The organism is Butyrivibrio sp. VCD2006 (genome assembly GCF_000423925.1).
Taxonomy (GTDB): domain Bacteria; phylum Bacillota; class Clostridia; order Lachnospirales; family Lachnospiraceae; genus Butyrivibrio.
On the sequence record NZ_AUIX01000024.1, the window covers coordinates 1 to 22,115 of the forward strand.

Annotated in this window: 21 protein-coding genes; 4 read left to right on the forward strand and 17 right to left on the reverse strand. The window is 42.6% G+C overall.

All coding sequences use genetic code 11. The features are described 5' to 3' along the window. Window positions 1-204: 204 nt before the first annotated feature. The 5 genes from G586_RS0110175 to G586_RS0110200 all read right to left on the reverse strand — a co-directional run bounded on the left by G586_RS0110175 (window position 205) and on the right by G586_RS0110200 (window position 4,558). On the reverse strand, window positions 205-1,014 hold the full coding sequence (locus G586_RS0110175) for a sulfite exporter TauE/SafE family protein (protein ID WP_081674316.1): 810 nt from the start codon (window positions 1,012-1,014) through the stop codon (window positions 205-207). A 411-nt stretch (window positions 1,015-1,425) separates the two neighbouring features. After that, window positions 1,426-2,043 carry a hypothetical protein gene (locus tag G586_RS0110185; protein WP_035773010.1) on the reverse strand — a complete coding sequence of 206 codons (618 nt, stop codon included), beginning with the start codon at window positions 2,041-2,043 and terminating at the stop codon, window positions 1,426-1,428. Window positions 2,044-2,118: 75 nt separating this feature from the next. Continuing rightward, complete coding sequence (locus G586_RS0110190; protein ID WP_035773012.1) at window positions 2,119-2,571, reverse strand: GNAT family N-acetyltransferase; 453 nt, start codon at window positions 2,569-2,571, stop codon at window positions 2,119-2,121. 66 nt (window positions 2,572-2,637) lie between these two features. Further along, window positions 2,638-3,294 carry a DUF998 domain-containing protein gene (locus G586_RS25605; RefSeq protein WP_026527687.1) on the reverse strand — a complete coding sequence of 219 codons (657 nt, stop codon included), beginning with the start codon at window positions 3,292-3,294 and terminating at the stop codon, window positions 2,638-2,640. A 190-nt stretch (window positions 3,295-3,484) separates the two neighbouring features. Then, a complete protein-coding gene (locus tag G586_RS0110200) occupies window positions 3,485-4,558 on the reverse strand; it encodes a hypothetical protein (RefSeq protein ID WP_026527688.1) in 1,074 nt (357 codons plus the stop codon). A gap of 201 nt (window positions 4,559-4,759) precedes the next feature. On the opposite strand from G586_RS0110200, the gene G586_RS0110205 reads away from it, so the two are divergent. Together G586_RS0110205 and nagE are read left to right on the forward strand one after the other, a co-directional pair. Next, window positions 4,760-5,242 (forward strand): PTS sugar transporter subunit IIA, encoded by a 483-nt coding sequence (locus G586_RS0110205; RefSeq protein ID WP_026527689.1) that lies wholly within the window; start codon window positions 4,760-4,762, stop codon window positions 5,240-5,242. A gap of 41 nt (window positions 5,243-5,283) precedes the next feature. Next, a complete protein-coding gene (gene nagE / locus G586_RS0110210) occupies window positions 5,284-6,726 on the forward strand; it encodes an N-acetylglucosamine-specific PTS transporter subunit IIBC (RefSeq protein ID WP_026527690.1) in 1,443 nt (480 codons plus the stop codon). 99 nt (window positions 6,727-6,825) lie between these two features. On the opposite strand, the gene G586_RS26965 is transcribed toward nagE, so the two are convergent. Continuing rightward, on the reverse strand, window positions 6,826-8,523 hold the full coding sequence (locus G586_RS26965; RefSeq protein ID WP_026527691.1) for an InlB B-repeat-containing protein: 1,698 nt from the start codon (window positions 8,521-8,523) through the stop codon (window positions 6,826-6,828). A gap of 213 nt (window positions 8,524-8,736) precedes the next feature. Here G586_RS26965 and G586_RS0110220 point away from each other — a divergent pair, with 213 nt between their 5' ends. Continuing rightward, entirely contained in the window at window positions 8,737-9,942 is a 1,206-nt protein-coding gene (locus G586_RS0110220) for an MFS transporter (protein WP_026527692.1), read from the forward strand. Here G586_RS0110220 and G586_RS0110225 read toward each other — a convergent pair. The 9 genes from G586_RS0110225 to G586_RS22545 form a co-directional block, all read right to left on the reverse strand. Then, window positions 9,926-11,275, reverse strand: a complete 1,350-nt coding sequence (locus G586_RS0110225; protein WP_026527693.1) for an MATE family efflux transporter — start codon at window positions 11,273-11,275, stop codon at window positions 9,926-9,928. The genes G586_RS0110220 and G586_RS0110225 overlap by 17 nt on opposite strands. 54 nt (window positions 11,276-11,329) lie before the next feature. Further along, window positions 11,330-12,262, reverse strand: coding sequence for an AEC family transporter (locus G586_RS0110230; protein ID WP_026527694.1), 933 nt, complete (start codon window positions 12,260-12,262; stop codon window positions 11,330-11,332). 175 nt (window positions 12,263-12,437) lie between these two features. Then, complete coding sequence (locus G586_RS27620; protein WP_081674317.1) at window positions 12,438-12,749, reverse strand: PspC domain-containing protein; 312 nt, start codon at window positions 12,747-12,749, stop codon at window positions 12,438-12,440. A 138-nt stretch (window positions 12,750-12,887) separates the two neighbouring features. Next, complete coding sequence (locus G586_RS22535) at window positions 12,888-13,562, reverse strand: GGDEF domain-containing protein (RefSeq protein ID WP_051204709.1); 675 nt, start codon at window positions 13,560-13,562, stop codon at window positions 12,888-12,890. Then, window positions 13,519-14,250 (reverse strand): spermidine synthase, encoded by a 732-nt coding sequence (locus tag G586_RS0110245; protein ID WP_026527695.1) that lies wholly within the window; start codon window positions 14,248-14,250, stop codon window positions 13,519-13,521. Before G586_RS0110245 ends, G586_RS22535 begins: the two co-directional genes overlap by 44 nt. 149 nt (window positions 14,251-14,399) lie before the next feature. Beyond that, window positions 14,400-14,789 (reverse strand): DUF4342 domain-containing protein, encoded by a 390-nt coding sequence (locus tag G586_RS22540; RefSeq protein ID WP_051204710.1) that lies wholly within the window; start codon window positions 14,787-14,789, stop codon window positions 14,400-14,402. A gap of 173 nt (window positions 14,790-14,962) precedes the next feature. Further along, a complete protein-coding gene (locus G586_RS0110255) occupies window positions 14,963-15,538 on the reverse strand; it encodes a xanthine phosphoribosyltransferase (protein ID WP_026527696.1) in 576 nt (191 codons plus the stop codon). Further along, window positions 15,538-16,260 (reverse strand): lysophospholipid acyltransferase family protein, encoded by a 723-nt coding sequence (locus G586_RS0110260; protein WP_026527697.1) that lies wholly within the window; start codon window positions 16,258-16,260, stop codon window positions 15,538-15,540. Before G586_RS0110260 ends, G586_RS0110255 begins: the two co-directional genes overlap by 1 nt. Then, window positions 16,239-17,300 (reverse strand): fructosamine kinase family protein, encoded by a 1,062-nt coding sequence (locus tag G586_RS22545; RefSeq protein WP_051204711.1) that lies wholly within the window; start codon window positions 17,298-17,300, stop codon window positions 16,239-16,241. The genes G586_RS0110260 and G586_RS22545 overlap by 22 nt, the downstream gene beginning before the upstream one ends. Before the next feature lie 135 nt (window positions 17,301-17,435). Between G586_RS22545 and G586_RS0110270 the strand changes: the two genes are divergently transcribed. Further along, on the forward strand, window positions 17,436-19,484 hold the full coding sequence (locus tag G586_RS0110270; protein ID WP_026527698.1) for a HelD family protein: 2,049 nt from the start codon (window positions 17,436-17,438) through the stop codon (window positions 19,482-19,484). A 78-nt stretch (window positions 19,485-19,562) separates the two neighbouring features. On the opposite strand, the gene G586_RS0110275 is transcribed toward G586_RS0110270, so the two are convergent. Continuing rightward, window positions 19,563-19,766 (reverse strand): hypothetical protein, encoded by a 204-nt coding sequence (locus G586_RS0110275; protein ID WP_026527699.1) that lies wholly within the window; start codon window positions 19,764-19,766, stop codon window positions 19,563-19,565. Window positions 19,767-19,889: 123 nt separating this feature from the next. Then, window positions 19,890-22,112, reverse strand: a complete 2,223-nt coding sequence (locus tag G586_RS0110280) for an ATP-dependent helicase (RefSeq protein ID WP_035773014.1) — start codon at window positions 22,110-22,112, stop codon at window positions 19,890-19,892. Window positions 22,113-22,115 lie beyond the last annotated feature (3 nt).

Genomic DNA, 22,115 nt, shown 5'->3' on the forward strand with positions numbered 1-22,115 from the left:
AGCATTGAATACGCATCATATTTTGCAGATATCAGGACATATCTTGAAACCTGCGCTAGAAATGGTGTTAATGAATTCACTGCCCTCTTAAGACTGACTTCTGGAGAACCATATACTGTAGAAGAACTATTAGGCGGAGCATAACTCCGCCTAGAAATAGTGCTTTCTTTTCAACAAACTTGAAGTAGTCAATGTCTTTTAACACTACAAATTCATTCCAACTAAAAATAAACCTGATATTACCAAAAGAACTATAACAATCTTTTTTACAATTCTTTCATCCAAGACTTTTGAACTCTCCATTCCAGCAAACAATCCAATAATCATGAACGGAATAAGGGTTGCTGCTTGTTTCAATGAATCAAGCGTAAATACTCCAAGCAAATAATATGTAAAAATTCTTACTGTATTTTCAACAATAAAAACCGCGCTTATATTGGCTTTAAATTCATCCGTTGTAGTAGTCACTCGCCCAACATAGGCAGCAAGCAACGCTCCTATCCCAAACAATCCACATAAGATGCCAGATAGTACGCCAATGATGCACAATATAATATTTGAATCCTTTGCATTTGTACATTGATATTCTCTAAAAAATATTTCAACAGCAATAAGAATAACAACGATTCCAAAAAACACTTTTAAATATTTAACATCAACACTCTTTAAAAGTATTGCCCCAGGGATACTACCACCTAGAACCAACAATGCTAAAGGAATATAGACTTTTTTATCAAGTTTTTTACGATTATTCCAAGTCAATATTAGATTTGTCGGGTATCCAAGTAATAATTCCACTGGAGATATATTAACGTTTGCCACTCCAAATCCTAAAATAGATGTAAAGACTAGTGTATTTGCAAAACCACAAAGTCCCTTTATAAAAAAAGCACATAGCGTGGCAATTATCCACAAAGTCAAACAATAATCCCCCTTTATAAACCGCGATTTGCTTAATACAAAGATTCTAACCGGTTCAACAATAAAAATAAAGCCCACTGATGTGAGCTTCATTCTTCACTTCCATTTATCTGTGAATGGTAACGGAAGCTATATAACGAAGCTGTATAACGTCAGCATCCATGCTGCCTTAGAGAAAAATAACCGCCACACATCACGTGCAGCGGCTGAATAAGAAAGATAGAAAGTTCTGTGTTGTTCCAGTGCCTTGTGGTATTAATGAAAAATAAGGACTGTAATTATTCGAGAGACTTTTTTGATGTTCTTTTGTTTGCTTATAAGTATGGCTCAATAGATTCAACTGAGTATCTTTTGATACAACATATGCGGGAGAATGAACCGGATGATTATATAAGACGGATGAAGAAATATAAAACATCTACAAGTATAAAGGAAATTTATATATTTTTTGATGTATCTTGACCGTGTATTCAATAACATTGTAATTTCAAAAACTCGAATCTGTCAGTCATTATATTCTACTTCAAAATCTTTAAAGAAAGCCTCTGTTCCGATTTCAGAAAAGAATCCTATAGATCCGTGTGCATCTTTACCATGTTTCATAAAATGAACCACAAGTACAGGATCTTTTTCTTCATTCAAATAAAACTGAGCTTTTTCATCATGAATAATGGCTGTCAGCTGTACCCACTCATTTAATCCATTATGAATCGGCGCTTCATAATTAGTGATTCCAAATTCTCTAAAATAAGCAAAAGTATATCCCGGATAAGAAAAGTACTGACATCCATGTGCCTTACGCACAGGATCATTTGTCGTCCCATTAGTTGGCCTTATATAAAAAGATTCGAACTCGCTATTATCCTGATTTACCCTAAAAACGATTCCTATGAATCCTCTGGCGAAATCCGGAGCGTCAGGAAGAAGCCTGCTCAACATTTTTACCCTGATGATACCATTATGGAAATCTATATTTCTCAGTTTGACAAAGGTATTCTCATCGAACTGCATGATTTTTTCCTTTTTTATGACCCTGAAAACCTTCTCTCCATCTAGCTTTTCCTGAGTAACTGTTGTGTGTACCGAAATAAATTCTTCCAAATCTTCATATCTTGTCATCATTGATGTGTTGTCCTTTCATCTATTTCGAGTAAATGTCTATATCCATCACTCAATACCCGGTTTCCCCATAAATTTTCATGTATTCTTCAAGTCCTTTGAAAATGATACATGAGTTTTTAACTCTACAAAGCCATTTTTCTTATAAAAACTGTAAGCAGGGACTTCAGAATCGGTCTGTAAAAAGATGTGAATCAGGCCTTTTTCCTTTATTGCCTTCTCGATCTCAGCCATAAAAAAGGAACCTGCGCCTGTACCCTGTTTCTCCATTTTTATGCAAAATTCATCTATTATGTACTCTGTGCCGGAAAACCAGTGCTTGGTGAATCCCAGAGAAATTCCGATGAGATCGTCGCCTTCATAGAGGCCATAAGTAAGCGAATTGCTCTGCCCGATAAGATCAATAATGTAAAGATCAAGCTGCTGCTCGTCAGACCAGTCATCATTCCACGGATCACTCATGAAAACGCTTTGGAAAAGTGCTTTGATTGGTTCTTTTTCCTTTAGTCCTATCTGTCGCAATTCAAACATTTTTCTATATCTCCATTTATAAAAAGATGAAAACAGCACATGTCTATTACTCCTAATTATAATTTATCACATGAAAAAACAGACCTTTTCTTGATTTTCAAATCCATTGAAAAGATACACTCCAAGAACAGCATTAAACCCTATCGCGGAATATATGCTGAATCTCTCAGCAATACCGAAATACTGAGGTGGAAATGCCTGCATGCCTATAGGTCCAAGCAGCATCATAGCAAAGAATATTGCTGCCCAGATTCCGATGCCTCTTACTTCTTTATTCCTGAAGCCTGCTATTATCAGCAGAACAAGCGAAACTATTGAAAAGATCACCACAAATGCGGTAACGATCATATGCATAACTTCCTGAAATGAAGATATCTGCTTACCGGCATCATCAAGAGCAAACATCGAATATCCAATTTTCGATATCCAGTTCATAATAGTGAACAAATATATCCCCACGCGGAACATTCCGGTTGAGATCTGTTTTTCTGAAACGTATATAGCCACACATGTGGCACATACCACGCTTCCCGCAGAGTATACAGCAGAAAGCTTGTCCCAAAGCTGCCTTGAAGGTGCTGTCTCTGCCGAAAGGTCGCTTACAGCAGACGCCATCCAGTTATATCCCGGAAATGCACTTCTGCAAAAATACGCTGCAGCTGCATAAGATATAAGTGCAGCAAGCCCTGTAAGGCCAATCCAGTTAATCAGTTTTCTGTTCATCACTCACTCCTATCTGATGGCCAAACCACCTTATAAAATCCGTTTGAGTATTAGTTTAGTCAATAAAAAAATAGAGAAATACTCTGATTATCGGATTCAAATAAAAACCTACTACTCCCGAATACAATTTATCACACAAAAAAAACAGACCTCTCCTTACACGGATAAAGGTCTGTTTTACACTTTTTTATCAATTCGGTCCCCAAACAAGAACAGCTAAGCGAAGAAGGATTAACCCTACTACTACTGCCATTCCGCGGAGCATAAATTCGAGTCCGGCAGTATCGCCTCCATAAGTTAAGAGTGCGCCGGTTGACAGATTGAGCAGAATTACTCCAATGAGAATCATGGTATACAGAGCTATTCTGATAACAGGCTTTTTTCCGGAATTAATTCTGACTGTACCTGCGCTCCTGTTGCGCGATGATAAAACTGAGCCAAGTATCATGTCCATGACCATCTGAATCATATATCCCAAGGCGATCAAAATCAGCGCAGCCAGTATTTTTGCCCATCCCGGAAGATTCTTAACGGTTTCAATGATTCTCTCTACATCCTCCATGGTCGCGTTCGGGAATAAAATATCGTCAAGGATGAAGCTCATGAACTTTGACGGCATCAAAATAAGCAGTATTGAAAGGACCAAGTAGCTTTCCATATAAGCAAAGGAAAAAACAGTAGCGAAAAAGTAAACGAAGAACATTGCCAGCATCATAACAGGCACAAGCTTTGAATAAAACAAATCACCTAATATATCCTGGAAAGCGATGATTTCCAGGATTTTACCGATGCCCATTGAAATAAGTATCGTAAGTGCCGCGTAGCCTATGGAAAATGAAATTCTTCCCCTTTTATGATCCTCAGTTTCGAATATTAAGCTTTCTATCCATCCAACGATAAAAGCAGTAAGAGTTCCGTTAAAAGCAGCACTTCCGAGCTTTACGAAATCCGTACCGCCTTTTTCATTCAGTGTACCCATGCCAGTGACAACGAAATCTACAATAGGTATGGATTCTGCTGCGCTTTGAACTATATCTTCTCTAAGAAAAATAGCAAGTCCAAATAATACCGATACGCTAAGAACAGTCATCCCCAAGATATGAAAAGCCTGATTACCATAAACTTCCTTTGGGCGGATTTTTTCAATTAACACATCATGGGGACTTGTCCTGATTCTGAAATAAGTCCAAAAATTCCCTTCAAAATCTGCCGATGCCAGGACCAGCAGTTTAAATAAAATCAGTCCTATAACTAGCGATATCATGTGATTAAAGAATCTCCTTTTTGTTGTGTTGTCCCCACGGGACGGGGTTAGTGTCCATTTTTATTTTGACCTGTTAACTTCGTCCCCCAGGCTCATTATTCTAAGTTTATATTTAATAGGGGAATGTGTAAATATGACGCTATATGATATAATGAAATTATGTTAAATCGTTGACATTTTCTTGAGCAAGGGGGCTTCAAAATGGGGTTATTCGACAAACTTTTCCAGGGTAATAAAATTGAGATTGCGTCTCCTGTAAACGGAGAAATCGTGCCGATATCAGAGGTTAATGATCCGACCTTTTCTGAGGAAATGGTGGGAAAAGGCGTGGCTATTATGCCAACGGACGGAAAATACTACTCTCCTGCTGACGGCGCGCTGATATCGCTTTTTCCTACAGGGCATGCCTATTGCATAAATACTGTGGACGGCGCTGAGCTTTTGGTGCACATAGGAATCGATACCGTGAACCTCAAGGGCGAATTTTTCACGATTCATGCCACACAGGGAACGGATGTTAAAAAGGGAGATCTCATCGTTGAGGTGGACCTTGAAGGCGTAAAGAACGCCGGCTACGAGGTTATCACACCGGTTGTTATTTCAAATCACAGCAAATTTTCTAAATTTGAGAAGATGTCCGGCACAGTTGCCGCCGGGGATACAGTTATTCTTTTAAGTAAGTGATGTTGCTATGACAATTTCATATTATAAGGAGGAAAAGTTGTATGATGAAGTATTTGCAGAAAATCGGTAAATCTCTAATGCTTCCTGTTGCGGTTCTTCCTGCGGCAGGTATTCTCTATGGCATCGGGTATTGGATCGACCCCACGGGCTGGGGAGCCAATAATATCCTGGCGGCCTTTTTGATCAAGGCTGCGTCAGCCATCATCGATCAGATCCCTATTTTGTTCGCAATAGGTGTTGCTGTGGGCATGGCTAAGGATCACGATGGAACCAGTGCTCTTTCCGGTCTTGTTTCATTTCTAATGATCACAACGCTCCTTAGTACCAACGCTGTTGCTATGTACAAGGGCATTGACCCTTCTGAAGTCAATGCGGCCTTTGGCAAGATAAGTAACGCGTTCATCGGTATCCTGTCAGGTGTTATCGGATCATCCTGCTACAACAGATTCAGGGATACGAAGCTTCCGGACTGGCTTGCGTTCTTCAGCGGAAAGAGATGCGTTGCTATAGTTACGGCATGTGCATCTGTTGTTGCATCCGTAATCCTCTACTTTGTTTGGCCCATCATTTACGGTGCGCTTGTTTTATTCGGAAAAACTATCATGGGACTTGGCCCTGTTGGTGCCGGCATCTATGTAATGCTTAACAGAGCACTCATTCCTTTGGGACTTCACCATGCTCTGAATGCAGTATTCTGGTTCGATACAGCAGGAATCAACGATCTGGGACTTTTCTGGTCAGGTGCGGAAGGTGCCGTAAAGGGTGTTACAGGTCAGTATATGACAGGATTTTTCCCGGTTATGATGTTCGGACTTCCTGCAGGCGCTCTTGCAATGTATCACACTGCTAAGGATTCCAAGAAAAAGACGGCAGCATCGCTCCTCATGGCAGGTGCTCTCGCATCATTTTTCACAGGTATAACAGAGCCCCTTGAGTTTGCGTTTATGTTTATTGCGCCGGGACTTTATCTGGTACATGCCATTCTCGCCGGTATTTCTGCCATTGTCTGCGCAGTATTGCCGCTTAGGCTTGGCTTTAACTTCTCCGCAGGTCTTGTAGACTGGGTGCTCAGCTTCAAGGCTCCGATGGCTGTTAATCCTCTCCTGCTCATCCCTATAGGCTTAGTATTCTCCGGGATTTACTACGTTGTATTCCGCTTCGTGATCCTGAAGTTCGATCTGAAAACACCCGGACGTTTCGAGGATGAGGACGAGGGCGAGAACGATATCCAGCTCGCAAATGATGATTTCACGGCAATCGCAAAGCTTGTATTTGAAGGTCTTGGAGGAAAAGAGAACATAAAGGAACTCGATTACTGTGCAACCAGAATCCGTACAGAAATTATCGATTATACGAAGGTTGATGAGAAGACAATAAAGAAGGCCGGAATCGCCGGAGTTGTAAGGCCTTCCAAGACAACAGTACAGGTTATAGTAGGTCCCAAGGTTCAGTTTGTTTACGATGAATTGAAGAAGATGCTATAACAAATGATAGTTAATAATCACTTGTTATTAAATATCGCAGAAGACTATTACATACAATGAAAAAAGGCGGCATATTCTGCCGCCTTTTGGATTATTGCTTTATTTGGTTTTGATTTTCCTGGTCTTACTCCATTTTGAAAAGACCTTGTCAGAACCGGACTGCTTAAATGTGCGGATTCTGAAATAGTATTTTGTATTTGATTTAAGCTTTTTAATCTTCTGCGAGTTAGTTTTTGCTTTGCCAACCGTTATGGATTTTACATCCTTTTGGAACTGTTTATCGGTGCTGTACTGGATTTCATACCCATTTGTACCGCCAGCCTGCTTTTTCCATTTGATGCTAATACTCTTCTTTTTTGCCTTAAGCTTAGTAATTTTGGTGGCCTTCAGGCTTGGATCTATACGTTCGGCCGTACTTGAATTTACGGGTACCACAAGGTCATTGCCGTTGACAGCAGGTGTCTCAGTTCCGGGCTGATCAGCAGGCGTACCTGGTGTTGAAGGCTCGCCGGGATCCGTTGGTGTCGTGGGATCCGTTGGTGTCGTGGGATCTGCCGGCGTTGTGGGATCCGTCGGAGTTGCAGGATCTGTGGGGGCTGTTGGCGTCGTGGGATCCGTTGGATCAGTAGGCTCCGGATCTTCAGGCCACACTATATCCTCCCAAAGAGCCTTAAGCGTTATGTCTCCTGTAATTGTGACTACAGTTCCAGGCAGACCTTTATCCCAGCCTGCAAATACTTTTCCCTCAGGACCCCTATAAGTGCAGCTTGGAAGCTCAAAGCTGTCATATTTTCTTACCTTTATGTCGCGCATCAACCCGGTTCCACCATTAGGATCAAATTTTACATGATAGTACGGAGTAGCCTCAAAAACAGGCTTTATTACAACAGGAGTACTTCCCATGGTAAATTTGTTATTCTGAATAGTGACTCCTCCGGATACAACCTGCCATCCATTGAAGCGATAACCACTATAAGGCTCAGCAACGAGAGTGATATTTGAACCCGGAACTGCTCCGTCAAACCGGCAGTTTGCGGCTCCGTCTATATGAGCTTCACCTGTTCCGCCATCAACCTTTTGTATAGTTATAGGGTATTCTGCCGGAGCATTTCTTATATCGAATACATAAGGATCAGAATTCGCATACCTACCCAGATCAGTAGTCTTGGTTCTTACATATAATGTTGTTGTCTCAAAAAAGGTAAAAGAAGATTCCGGCACGCAAATCCAACCGGGGCCCCTAAAATCACCGCCGCCATTTGCATCAGCAGGACCATATTCATACACACACGATGTTGATGAAGCTATCCTGTAAGAAATCTCTCCGTTTATATTACGCTTTGTGACCTGCACCTTCTCAGGCATAGGCATTTTTTCGTTCACAGCTATTGAAACAGCAGCTACCGTCCAATCAGGATTAGTTAAATAATCGGAAAGATCGTTACCAAGATACATTGACTCATGAATATTGACCATAACATATAGTGTTATGTATCCCAGATAATCGTACTTTATATGGTCGTTTTCAACGTCAACTTCCTGATTTGCCGCACACACTTGAAAATCCAAGGGACGCATGGAATGAACGATTCCGTTTGCGTCAGTAGCAGTTATCATCGTAACATATGTTCCTGCTGAGCCTGCCTTGAAATGAATTTTGTCACCGCTTAATCTCAGATCTGATGCCGGAACTACACCGGCTTGCGCATTGGAATTGATGGATAAGCATCCAAATAAGACTATCACACACATAAGTGATGTGATAAGGACTAAAAGATTCCCCAAATGTTTTTTCATTTAATTTCCCCTTTGACTTTTTTCATCCTGCAATTCTGCAGTTGTCCCCTCGATGAACGATTATAGCAAAATATCGTCTTGGCGGCAAATAGTTCATTATTGTTCAGCTAATCGATACCCCCTCCTTCTTTTTGTTTTAATACTTTTTTCATATGCAGTACATTGACCGGCCTGAATTTGCGGGGCTACCATGGTAGAGAGGAGGCACATATTATGGGAAAAACTGCTTGGACAAAAACTATGGATAAAGCCGGGGAAAGGACTGATATTTTATGGATGGTCCTCTTCCTTATAGTGTTTATTAATGGCTTTGAGGCAGGCGGATATCAGGCCAGTCTCTGGCACATCGGCCAGTATTATGATCTGTCAGTCACGTCTATGGGACTGTTTGCATCGGTTGAGCTGTTCGCAACGATGCTGGCACCGCTGATTTTAGGAAGCTGGGCCGACCGCACAAGTAAAACCAAGAGCATCATGATTCTTCTTGGATTGCAGTTTGCGGCAGCAACCATTATTCTTCTCACAAATGCGGACATTATTTTCGTAACGGGTGTTTTCTTTTTAGGCCTTACTACAAGCGCACTTCAGTTCATTTCAATCGCAACGCTTGCTGACTCATACCCCGTAAGTGGCAGTCGGAAAATCGGATACATAACATCTATGTATGCGCTGGGAGCCCTGGTTGCACCGCTCATAGTCAGCTTCTATCTTGCAAACGGCTTGTCATGGCGCACCTTGTTCGCTCTTCTTGCCACAGGAAGTGTCATTTCTTTTGCAGGAATAACAAGATCCGGCGATAAAATGCGTGAAATCATCGTTGGCGATGGCCCGAATGACGGAAAAGCCGGCTCCAAGAAGGATTTCGTACTGATAGGTATTCTGTTTCTATGCGTTATCATGTGTATCTACGTGGGTTTTGAAAATGGATTTACGTTTTTCGTGGACACCCTTTTTAAGGATGAACTTGGTTCAGAACTCGGAAAATATGCACTTTCCCTGTACTGGGCTGTCATGATTCCGGCCAGAGTATTTTCGGGCTATTTCTCAAAAAAGGCCAAAACCATACTGATAACAGCGATTGTATCAATTCCGGTTATCACTGTAATTTTGGCCCATACAAACAGCAGCATTCTTGTTTTGCTGCTCTGCATTCCCCTTGGACTGGCAAGCGGAGCTATCTACCCCTGCGTCCTTAACACCATGATTCCTCTTGCAGGAAGAAAAACCGCTACGGCAACGGGCATGATCACTACTGCAACCGGTGTTGGAGGCGTGATTTTTACAGCCCTTACCGGATTCCTTGGTGATAATTTCGGACTTAATGTGGCGATGGAGATTGTGGCCGGATTCTTTGTAATCTCGCTGTTTTGTGCTATAGGGGCATATAAAATCAGAGAAAAAACTACTTTATCTTCTTAATCCACTTCCCGCTTCTAAGACGGATCACACAGACGATGCACTTAATAAACTGGTCAATTCTGAGCATTATGTAAATCCAGAATCCGGGCCATTTGAAGACAAGACCTGCGAGAGCACCCAGAGGAATACTGCATATCCACAGGAATATGATGTCTGCCACCATCAGGAATCTGGTGTCACCGCCGCCGCGAAGAGTTCCCTTTGTAAGAATACTGTTTGCCGCCTGGAACCAGATTACTACGGCAACAGCATGCATAAGATCCTTAGCAAGTACTGCTGTCTCAGGCTCTATCTTGTAGGCTCCTACAATAACATCCGATATCGCCAGGATCAAAACACAGCCGATTCCACCAATAATAAAGCCAAGTGCGGCAAAGGTATAGCCCTGATTCTGGGCCTTTTCCACTTCGCCCTTTCCAAGGGTAATACCTGTGATGGTGCAGCTTGCCTGGCAGATACCCTGGATAACTACTGTTGCAAGAGACATTACCACGGTTGTGATTGAGTTGGCTGCTACAAAGCTTGCGCCGATATGTCCCATTACTATTGCTACTGCGCTGTTTCCAAGTCCCAGCAGCGTGTCGGAAATGAGAACAGGGATAGAAATCCTTATATACTCGGGAATAAGATCCTTAACAGAGATCGTGATATCCTTAAGGCGAAGGCCGATATTTGTATCAACAAAGAACAAAAAGCCCACGATAATAGTGAATTCCACTACTCTCGCTATAAGAGTTCCAAGAGCCGCTCCATTTACGCCCATGGCCGGAGCACCTAATTTTCCAAAGATGAATACCCAGTTAAAGAAGATATTTATGAAGAACGAACAGCAGCTTGAAACAAGCGGAATGTTCGCTTTTCCTACGCTGCGAAGCATAAGACTTGAAGTCACTGCAAAGCCGTTCAAATAATAACAGGGAATTGAAATCAGAAGATAGCCTGTACCCTGGCGGATAACCTCCTCTTCTGATGTGAACATGCTCATGATTCCTGCGGGGAAAAGAGCAGTTGCCACTGAAAAGCCGGTTGCAACTATGAGGAGAAGCCTCATCATGATGATTACTGACTTTTTCATGCTGAGTCTGTCCTTCATACCAAAAAAGCGGCTTACGAGGACGCTGGCACCCATACCAAGACCCATGCACATTATCTGGAATATTGTGATGAAATTGTTGGCAAGAGTTGCTCCGCTCATGGGAGCCTCGCCAAGCTGCCCCAGCATTATGTTGTCAGCCATGTTCACACCGACGGTGATCAGCTGCTGAAGCGCTATCGGGAGCGCAAATGCCACGAGCATTTTGTAGAATTGTTTGTCTTTTACAAAGAGTTTCATGTGTTACGCTACTTCCTGTTTCTATATAGTAATAGCAAATGTCAAAGGCGCTTACTACAGTAAGCTCTGAACATAGAGATTGCACAAAGGAATTGTGATTACTGACAAAAGCGTTGTAAGCGCAACTCCCATGGACGCTGTCTCCTTATCCCCATCGTAGGCCTCTGCGAACATGGCAGTCATGCTGCCTACCGGCGTTGCGACCATGATGAAGCAGACTCCCAGGAGAATCGGATCTGTTATGAAGAAATGCAGTACAAGAATTGAGATCAGAGGGATTATGATCAGCTTTATCAGTGAAAATACCATAAGTCTCTTATCTGAAAATAGCTTCCCAAGCTTCATGCCGCTTAGTGAATAACCAATAACCATCATACTTAGCGGAACAGTGAGGCCTGCTATTGTATCTACAACACTCTCAATTGAAGAAGGCACGCGTATTTTCAGGATAAATAGCAGAACTGATAAAAATACCGCAATAACACCGACATTAAATATCTTGGACCACTGGAACTTCACATTCTCCTTACCAGCGCCGCTGCTCTTTTGCATAACGCTTACACCGTAGGTGTAAATGAGCAGATTGTACGGGAACTGGAACATGGCAGCATACATAAGACCTGTCTCACCGTAGGATGCCAGGACAATGGGGAAGCCCATGAATCCGATGTTTGAAAATATCGTCATAATGCGATAGGTTCCTACATGCTCCTCTTCTACTTTCAGAAGCTTTGGCAGTAAAATCGCAAGAAATATCAGCCATGCATAGATAACAACCGTTACTGCTATGTTGGCAACGAGCATATTTGGAGCGATGGTCTCCTCCTGATTGATACCGGCTGAGAGAATGAATGCAGGGCTTGCAATGTTTACTACTATTGCGGACATGCCCTTGCTCACCGCATCATTCATGATTTTAGTTTTTCTACAGATAATCCCGACACCCATAAGGATAAAAAGGATTATCATCTGTTTTAGCATAACCATTTTTTTATTTCCTTCTGTTAAATGCAACAAATCCTATTGTAGCAGAAATCTGTCGCTTGGACTTACTCATTTTTTGCGATAAAAAAACATCGGAACTAATTTCTTAATTCCGATGCCAGGAGTGGTTATGTAGGGGGACGGTATTTATCCCCCAGTGGGTGGATTAAATCTATAATTATTTGTAGATTTCTTCTTTAACGCCGTTGTTTATTCTAAAGCCAACGGGCTCAGCGTTCACATAGTCTCTGTGCTCAATGTAGTTTGAGCCGTCATTGGAAGCATATGTGCCGCCTTCAATATAATCAGGTCTGCTATCCATGATAAATGCAAGAATGATATATACTAAAATGCTGGTGCCCCATGCGAATGCGAGAATTCCCCAAATGAGTCTCACAATAAGGGGATCGATTCCGAAGTACTCAGCAACACCTCCGCATACACCACATATCTTTCTGTTGTTTGATTTGAATAACTTTTTGCCTTTCATGACACTCTCCTTTTTTTCATACGCTTATCTGTGAAAAATGAAAACCAGAAATATGTTTTCCTGTAGTTCTACTTTATATAACGATTCTAAATAGAAACTGTCTTCAAATAAATGATATTTATGGAAAAAAATATGCTTTTATTTTTCCGTTTTGGGCAAATGGTAATCATCCCTTAGCGAGCGGCTCTCTTTTTCAGGGTGTTCCTCATAGTATTTGCGTTTATCTTCATACATCACCTTATCCGCTTCGCGGAGAGCTTGATGAATATCAGTCTGCTTTTTAGCGATACTTCCGCCAAGAGCTAAGGATACACCTTCATAATTCTTGGAAACTTCCCTTGTTTCCTCGATTTTTTTATCAACGATTTCCTTGGTAGCTCCGGGGATGATAATTGAGAACTCATCGCCTCCGGCGCGGTATATGTACTTCGGATCAAAGACCTCGGATAGCACAAGAGCTGCTCTCTTAAGAAGAGCGTCACCGGCACTGTGCCCCTCTAAGTCGTTTATTGTCTTAGGGCCGTTGAGATCAGCGAAAACTATGCCTAAAGGCTCATCAACTATCGCTGCTCCCTGGGCATAGCGGTCCACCACATTATTCATTTCGTTGCGGTTTCTGACTCCTGTTAGCATATCATTTGAGCTGAGAACACGCAGTTTTTCCACAAGAAAATAGGTTGCGATCTCAGAGCTTAAGATGAATGTAGTACTCTCTAAAGCTTCTTTGATCATCGGAGCATCAGCGGGATCAAAATCCGTAACCCACCTTTCAAAGTTTTCTGTCCGACGCCAGCAGTATGCTGTTTCCGCCATTTGCGCATCGGGTCAGGCTGGTATATCTGAATATTCCTTTTAAAAATGCTTCAGTTAAATATGTCTGCATCCGGACCTTGCCATCAGGATCGTTTATTACATTTATCGCAAGAATTCCATCCGGTGACATAATGGTTCTAACCATTTTTAGCATATCTTCAGTTATCAAAGCCCCAGCGATTTTGTCACCAACATATGCATCATATAGGACAAAATCGTAAAAAATCTTCTCCTTATCTGCAGCTCCCATATTCTGTTTCGCTGTATTTGATATGTATTTTTCTCCGGGCATACATTTGATGCTTAGTCTGTCGTTTTCCGAAATGCCAAAATATTTCTTTGCTATGTCAATGCATCTATAGTCCATTTCAACCGCAGTCATGGTGTTTGACCTGTTGATTCCAAGGAATATATCTGTAAAAACCAGGCCGCCACCGCCAATCATAAGGCCGTGATTTAATCCGTCATATTTTCTGCAGATATCCTTAAGCATCACCATGTATTTAAATAGCGGGTGTTTTCGTTTTTGTTTATCCAGGTATACGCCTGATTCTCTGGTTCTTCCATGGTAAAAGATCCTAACAGGTTCACCATTTTCAATTCTGTCGACTACTGAGAGATTTCTGTCTTCGCTTACATATACAGTTTTCGGAAATATGTATAATCTCAGTAGTTGAAGTGCAGTCAAAACAACCCCCGTCAAGACCTGACAAAATCCCTCAGGTTTATTTATCCAAAATCAAGTGTATATAATATAATTATATACGTTTTAAAAGTAAAACAATACCTCGAAAATGCACTATTTTCGGGGTATTGCAACGTATACATATTGAATTTTTATTTAACTTCGTCTGAAGAACCATCCTTTTTTACAACGATGAGCTTGCAACCAAGTCCAAATGCTGCAACGGATCCTGCGATGAGCGCCCACGGTGCTGCTGCAAGTCCGAGGATTCCGCCAACGATTCCGATGTTTACGGGAACGCTGAGAACAATTTCTTCATCCTTCTTGATCTGGATTCTGTCGACATTTCCTTCCTCAACAATCTTCTTAAGTCTATCGATGAGGTTCTTAACATCTTCGCCGATATCCTTTGTCTCAGGACGGATGAGCTTAACAGCCTCATCAACGTCGCCGTTTGTCTGCTCAAGGGCTTCCTTAGCTGCCTTGTACTCAACGCCTGTAAGCTCCATTACCTTTTCAATAGCTTCGAGTGTGATGTTCATAATAATTCCTCCTTGTATGTGTGTTAACGAGTTTTGTTTGTGTTTGTGTTTCAGCTTATGACCACATTGTAATCCATATCGTCTAGCTGTTATATATCATATAGAGCAAAAAAACTGTCTGTAATTCTCTGGATTTGTGGGTTGACGGATTGCAATTCATTTTAAGAGCCTTTCTACCGGCGGAAGGTTATGGTGCCGTCATCCTTCATTTCGTCAATGATTGCAAGGGAAGTGACATCGTAACCCATCTGTCTGATATCATCTCCGCCCTTCTGGAAGCCCTTTTCTATGCAGATTCCGATACCTGCTATATTGGCACCCGCCTGATCGCAGATCTCGATAAGCCCCTTCATGGCATTACCAATAGCGATAAAATCATCAACGATGAGAACTGTATCGTCTTTTCCCAGATACCGCATGGATACAGTGGCGTCATACTCTTTGCCATAGGTATAGGAGCTTATTCTTGAGACATATACATCGTTTCCGATGTTGAGGCTCTTACTCTTTTTGGCAAAAAGTACAGGGACATTGAAGTGCTTTGCTACGGAGCAGGCTACCGCAATTCCGGAGGCTTCGATCGTGAGAATTTTAGTAATGTTCTTATCTTTGTACTTCTCATAAAAAGCTTCTCCGATTACATCAAGAAGACTTACATCTATCTGATGGTTAAGAAAACTGTCGACCTTTAATACATTTCCGGGGTATACTCTACCTTCTTCGAGTATTTTTTCTTCTAAAATCTTCATCACTTACCTCCTGAAAGCGCTTTTGCAATGTCATCCTCAATTTTCTCCCGGACGAGAGTGGCTATCTGTCTGGTATTTAGTTCTTTATAATCCTCGTATTCTATAGGCTCAAGAAAATGAACCTTAGTTGTGACTTTTTTCAGGCTGCTGACCGAGAAGGGCTTATAGCTGTCGATGAGTGCCACAGGTACAATGGGACACTTGGCCCACTGTGCGGCCTTGAAAGCTCCCGGCATGAAGAGCTGCAGCGTGTTGCGATTATCTGTGTATCCTCCCTCTGCAAAAAGAATGTATCGGCGGCCCTTTTTTACTTCTTCGGACATATATTTTATGGAGTATAGCTGCTGATTTATATCCTCCTTATCCAGTCGGATTCCGTTAAGTAATCCGGTGAATTCATTTGTAAGGGCTCCCTTGGCTGTATTCTTATCTATGACAATTGAACAGGGCTCGTCCAGTGCATTGATTATTCCCAAGGCATCATATTTTCCCTGATGATTGGGATACAGGATATATCCTCCTTCTGTGGGCAGATTTTCAATTCCGCGGTAGATTGTTTTGATGCGAGCGTTGCGCATAACTGTTTTTACCATGTTACGGGCAACCCTGTAGCAATAGTATTCATCGTATTTGTCAGGATGGCGAAATAAATAGCGCGCCTTGACTATGTAGTAAATAATCAGCGGAAATGAAACAATTATTACAAAGTAATAGCGGAGCATTGATGCGTTCCTCTTTCTGGTGTTTTCGCTATGGCGTAGTGTGTAATTGTCCTGGCAACTGCGGGTAGATAAGCGTAGCCGAAGATATTCAGGTGATTTGTAAGATGATACAGATTGTAAAGATCACGCCTGTTATCATATCCCGGTATCTCACCCATTTCATCATAGTATGCCTCATAAAACCTTCGGTCAAAACCGCCAAAAAGCTCTGTCATAGCAATGTCTGCTTCATTGCAGCCCACATAAACCGCGGGGTCTATGAGCATCGGCTGACCGTTCTCGTCCGATATAAAGTTGCCGGACCAGAGATCACCGTGAAGAAGTGAAGGTTTTTCAGGCTCAATTAAGTATTTATCCAGATTATCAACAAGGTAATTTGCTGCTTTAATCAGTCTTTCGTCGAAGTATTTTTCAGCAAGCTTAAATTGAGGCTTTAGGCGGCATTCCGAGAAAAACTCTATCCAACCGGTTTTTGTAGTATTCTGCTGCTTACCTGCCCCGATGTAGTTATTCGATTTAAAGCCATAAACGGGGGAATCCACTTGAGATAGTGATTTTGTGGACGGATAAGTAACAAATGTGGTATCGGATTGAGGAGCTGGCACAGTGCCTGTAAATGAAGAGGTATCAGCCCTATGCATGGCTGCAAGACCTCTGCCAAGATTTTCCCAGAAGTCTTTGCTTATTCCTCTTCTATCAATAAATTCCATCAAAAGGAATGAATATCCGGTTTCTTTATGGTCCTGACTCTTTGTCTGCGGCGCCGAAAAGATATTTGTTCCAAGAGCATAAACCATCGGAACTCTTAGTGAATTCGTGGATTTTATCGCAGAGAGCCCCTCAGCCTCCGCTCTGAAGGAGTCAGCATTAGAGATAGTGTTTTCTTTGATAAAAGCGGCTTTCCCGTTGGAAAGTCGGATGAGATAGGCATCATTGGCATCACCGCCATGGATTCGCTGCCTGCTCTCAATACAGACTCCACGCCCAAAGGTAAGCTGTATCGCTTCTTTGAGCGAATTGCACACTGGTATATTGTTCATTTTCCCCTCACAAAAACTTTTGCTTATAAGCATTTTTCATGCTCACCATATACCCTAATTATACGGATTTTTTGCGAGAAATGGTACCATTTTATGCAAAGTTTCCATATGGTATACTAAGGAGAGGTATTTTTTATGGAAAAAGAAATATTTGATTTAGAACAGGCGCATTTGACGGAGATTTACAATAAGCTCCTTAAGATGAAAGAGGATATTGAAGCGCAGATCACGGCTCTTGATGAGAAGGCTGTGGATGACAAAAATGATATCCGTGATAACATCCGTTTTGATTATGCGGATATTGAGACCACGATGGAGACTCTGGCTGAGATTGAGGTCTGGAACCGCTACATCGATACCTATAATGTAGAAAGCAATTCTCTGGGCAAGCGCCTCAGTAGCGTAAAAAAACTGCTGGAATCGCCCTATTTCGCAAAAATTCAGCTGCAATTTTCAGAGGGCGAAGCTCCGGAGAGCTATTATATCGGCCGCGCGGCTATTTCGGAAAACGGCTACGATCAGATGATTGTTGATTGGAGATCACCGATTGCTGAGGTGTACTACAATCAGGAATTCGGTCACACAAGCTACACCGTAGAGGACAGGGAAATCCCTGTGGATCTGCAGCTTAGACGTCAGTTTGATCTTAATAAAAATGAGCTGATCTCCTATTTTGACACGCAGATAGCCATCGAAGATCCTATGCTGCTTCAGTCTCTGTCGCAGACGCATTCGGACAAGATGAAGGCTATCACCGCAACGATTCAGAAGGAGCAGAACACGGTAATCCGCTATCCGGATGTGCCGGTGCTTCTTGTTAACGGTATTGCGGGAAGTGGCAAGACTTCTGTTTTGCTGCAGCGTATCGCCTACCTATTTTATCAGAAAAGAGATACTCTTCGCCCCGATCAGGTGTGTCTTATGACGCTGAATCCGGTTTTCAGGGATTATATTGACAATGTCCTTCCGGATCTTGGCGAGACAAACCCTATGACCTTGACGTGGCTTGAGTTTATGGAGATGGTGAGTGTGCCCTTTGGTGATGGCGAGTATGATTACACCGATGCTGCCCGCCTTCAGAAGATTCACGATGAACTGCAGACACTTGCTCCGGAGCCTGAGGATTTCTTTGATATCAGACAAAAAGATAAGGTCGTTATGACAAAGAACGAGGTCTTCTCTGTTGTTAAGAAATTCAGGCAGTTCCCCATGGGCGTAAGGCTTATACAGACTGTGTCGGATGAGCTTGAGCACAGGGTTAAAAATGCACTTAAAAATCTGGAGCGCGATTCCTTTAATGATTCAGGAAGCACAGCAAAATCAGATTCTGCTGAGGATAACCGCATAGAAAATGACTTTGGCGGCGCACTTAGGACAGTCAGACATTGTGGCTGGATAAACGTTTTGCACGTTGCAAAGCGTATTCTTGGAAAATCGCAAATCTCCGCTGCTGAGTGGCTTTACACCAAGATGGAACTCACGGGAGAATGCGATCGTAACATGCGCTATGTAATGGTGGACGAGGTGCAGGATTACACCATGGCTCAGATGATGGTGTTTAGGAAGTACTTCCCCAATGCCCGTTTCATGCTGCTTGGCGATGAGTTCCAGGCAATCCGCGAAGGCACTGTGACCTTCTCAGAGCTTGAGGAGCTGGCTAAGGCTGACAAGAAGAAATTCGTGGAATTACCACTTATGACAAGCTATCGAAGCTCACCTGAGATCACTGATATGTTCGCATCCATACTGCCCGAGGAAAAGAAGCTACTGGTATCTTCCGTGAAGCGTCCCGGAGAAAAGACCGAGGTAAAGGTATGCGAATCCGATAAGGAATATATCGCAGAAATCAGGAAATATATCAAGAAATATGGAGAGATGGACGGCCTTACGGCGGTTATATGCAGAAATGAGTTTTCTCTTGAAAAGATGCTCACAGCTCTCGGTGATGATGCTCCGCAGATGATCGCAGGTCACGACTGCCTTCCAAAGAGCGGCGCATTTCTAATAGAGCTTACGCTGGCCAAGGGCCTTGAGTTTGATCACGTCATCCTGGTTGATGTTAATCCGGAAAACTACCCTTCCGATGAGCTTGGAAGACATTGTCTCTACACCGCAATGTCCCGTGCTACGCAGCATCTGGCTGTACTTACTCTGGGCGAGCTAGCTGAAGGTGTTAAGAACTAAAGATAATATAATACGGTACTAAAAAACCGGAGCTGCCTTAAGAGGTGACTCCGGTTTTTCTAATTTAATTTCGATAAATTATGCGCTCTTCTTTAAGTTGTTGCCACCCTTTTTCTCATCCTTGAGTGCAACTGACATTTTGTAAAGTGCATAAACCATAAGTGCAGCAGCAAAGCCTGTTACGATTCCGCTAAGAAAATCAGAAATGTTTGCACCGTTTGCTGCAACGATTGCTAATACCCCCAATAATGCTACTGCCCCATACTTTTTTGATAAAGACATACCTTATCTCCTTCCTTTTTTTCTATCCAGATAATATCTTATCACACCAAAAAGGTAGAAAACAGCGGAGACGCGGCAAATATCAACATCTTAAGATAATATTAAGAATTAATTCAAAGCCTATTAAATTAGTTTCATTCCGGAGTTAAATGCGAAGGGATACATGAATTTACGCTCCTCCCCGTCATCAAACTGCACGGAGAATTTTGTTGGAATGTCAAATTCGTCCACATCCACGTCTGTGATAAAGCCCTTGCCGTACTTGGGCTGCAGGATGCGCTGCCCTATAACCAGCTCTGTAGGACATTCGGCATCTGTGGCAGATGCGGATTTTTTCGCATAATTGTTGGTTCTTAGCATCTTTTTAACGGCAGCCTTAGACTTGGTTTTCCCTGAGGATGTCTGTGCTCTCCTCCTGTCCGAAGCTCCCACAGATGATCCGAATCGCAAGGATGAACTGCTCTCGTAATCATCGTCATTATCATTTCCCGGAAGTGACGTAATCTCATGCACAAATGTTGATTCCTCATCATTGTAGGTGAGGATATTCAGCTTGTTTCTGGCCCTTGTCATTCCGACATAAAAGATTCTGCGCTCCTCCTCGAAGTCCTTAAGCTCCTGCGAATCACCGAATCGCTTCATCCCCGGAATCTGACTGGGGAAAACACCGTCGCAGGCATCCATCAGATAAACCTCGTCATACTCAAGTCCCTTACTTGAATGTATGGTTGAGAGAATAAATTTCGAGGAATAATCAGGTTCCTTATCTCTTAGTATTATCTGTAGCTCTTGAAGCCTTCGCATAAAACCGTCAAGTGTCCGCTCGCCGCCCGCTATCATCTTCAGGGTGAACAGCTTGTTGGTGTCTAAATGGTTATTCTCCATGTATTCGCCATAGCCCATGAAACGCTCGATTCTAGTCAGCGCCTTATATGGCTCTTCATGCCGCATATTGGCAAGATGCGTGCGAAGGGACCGGCATTTCCCCTTCACATGGAAATTTAGCATCTCTGTTTCCTCCACCGCATCCAGAATCGGAAGGTCCATATTTGCTGCGATACTGCAGAGTCTCTCCGCCTGCATCTTTTTCAGATAGGTCTGGCATTTGAAATAAATTCTGAGGAAGCTTTCAGCATCGTAGGGATTCATGCAGAATTTTATGATGCTCAAAATATCCATCACGACTCTGTGTGTGAAAAATCCCACATCAGCGTTTCTTATGCGATAGGAAATCCCCTGCCTGTCCAGGACATCGACAAGAGGGATGATACTCTCGTTATCTCTGTATAGCACTGCTGTCCCGGTTTTTACATCAGCTGCCACCTTCGCCAGATAATTATATTGATTACGCCTGCTATTTAATTGAATATAGTTAATATCTGAGGATTTCTCGCGGGTTGCCTGCATGTGCTTATCATGGCGCATATCGTTATGACTTATGAAAACATCAGCAGCTGACACGATCGCGGCATTTGACCTGAAGTTCTTGTCCATTACAAGAACCTTTGCACTTGGATGATCCTTCTCAAAATTAAGAAGAGCCTCAGGATATGCTGCCCTGAAGCCATAGATGCTCTGATCCTCATCGCCGACCATGAAAAGGTTTCCGTTTTTCCCTGACAAAAGGCCTATTATCATATGCTGGACTTTTGATGTGTCCTGAGCCTCGTCGACGCAGATATATCTGTATTTATCCTGATAAAACTTAAGGAGCTCCGGCGAACCCTTAAGCATTCTGTAGGCGTAGACCATCTGGTCGTCGTAGTCCATAAGACCCCGGTTCTTGAGCTCAGCGTTATAGGCTTCGTATATTGAAAGAAGGTCTATATCAAGATCGTGGTCAAGCTTTTTTATCTCCTCCGGCGAGAGCATCATGTTTTTGCAATAGGTTATGAGCGTGCGAACGCCCTTAATGTCGCTCTCCGTGGGATAGTCGTGCTTTTCCTTTATGAAAATGTCAGTGATTATCTTGCCTGTGAACTTTTCATCGGTTACGAGGTCGTAAGCCTTCTTACCGATCAGCCTGCCGTAGTGCTGGATTATCTTCGCACAGATGCCGTTGATGGTCCTGAATTCAAGGTATGTTGATACATCCTCCCCGAAAATCCCCTTAAATCGCTCTGCCATGTCTTTAGTGGCAGCGACTGTGTACGTCAGCGTCAGAATATGTGAGGGATCCATGCCCTTGCAATAGAGCATGTAGCCAAGTCGGTTTACAAGTACCGTTGTCTTGCCGCTTCCCGGCACCGCCAGAAGGAGCACCGGCCCTTCGGTAGTTCTTACTGCGTCCAATTGCTGGGCGCTTAGATGTGTTAAGTATTTTTCATAAAAATCGTTGTCATTCATATT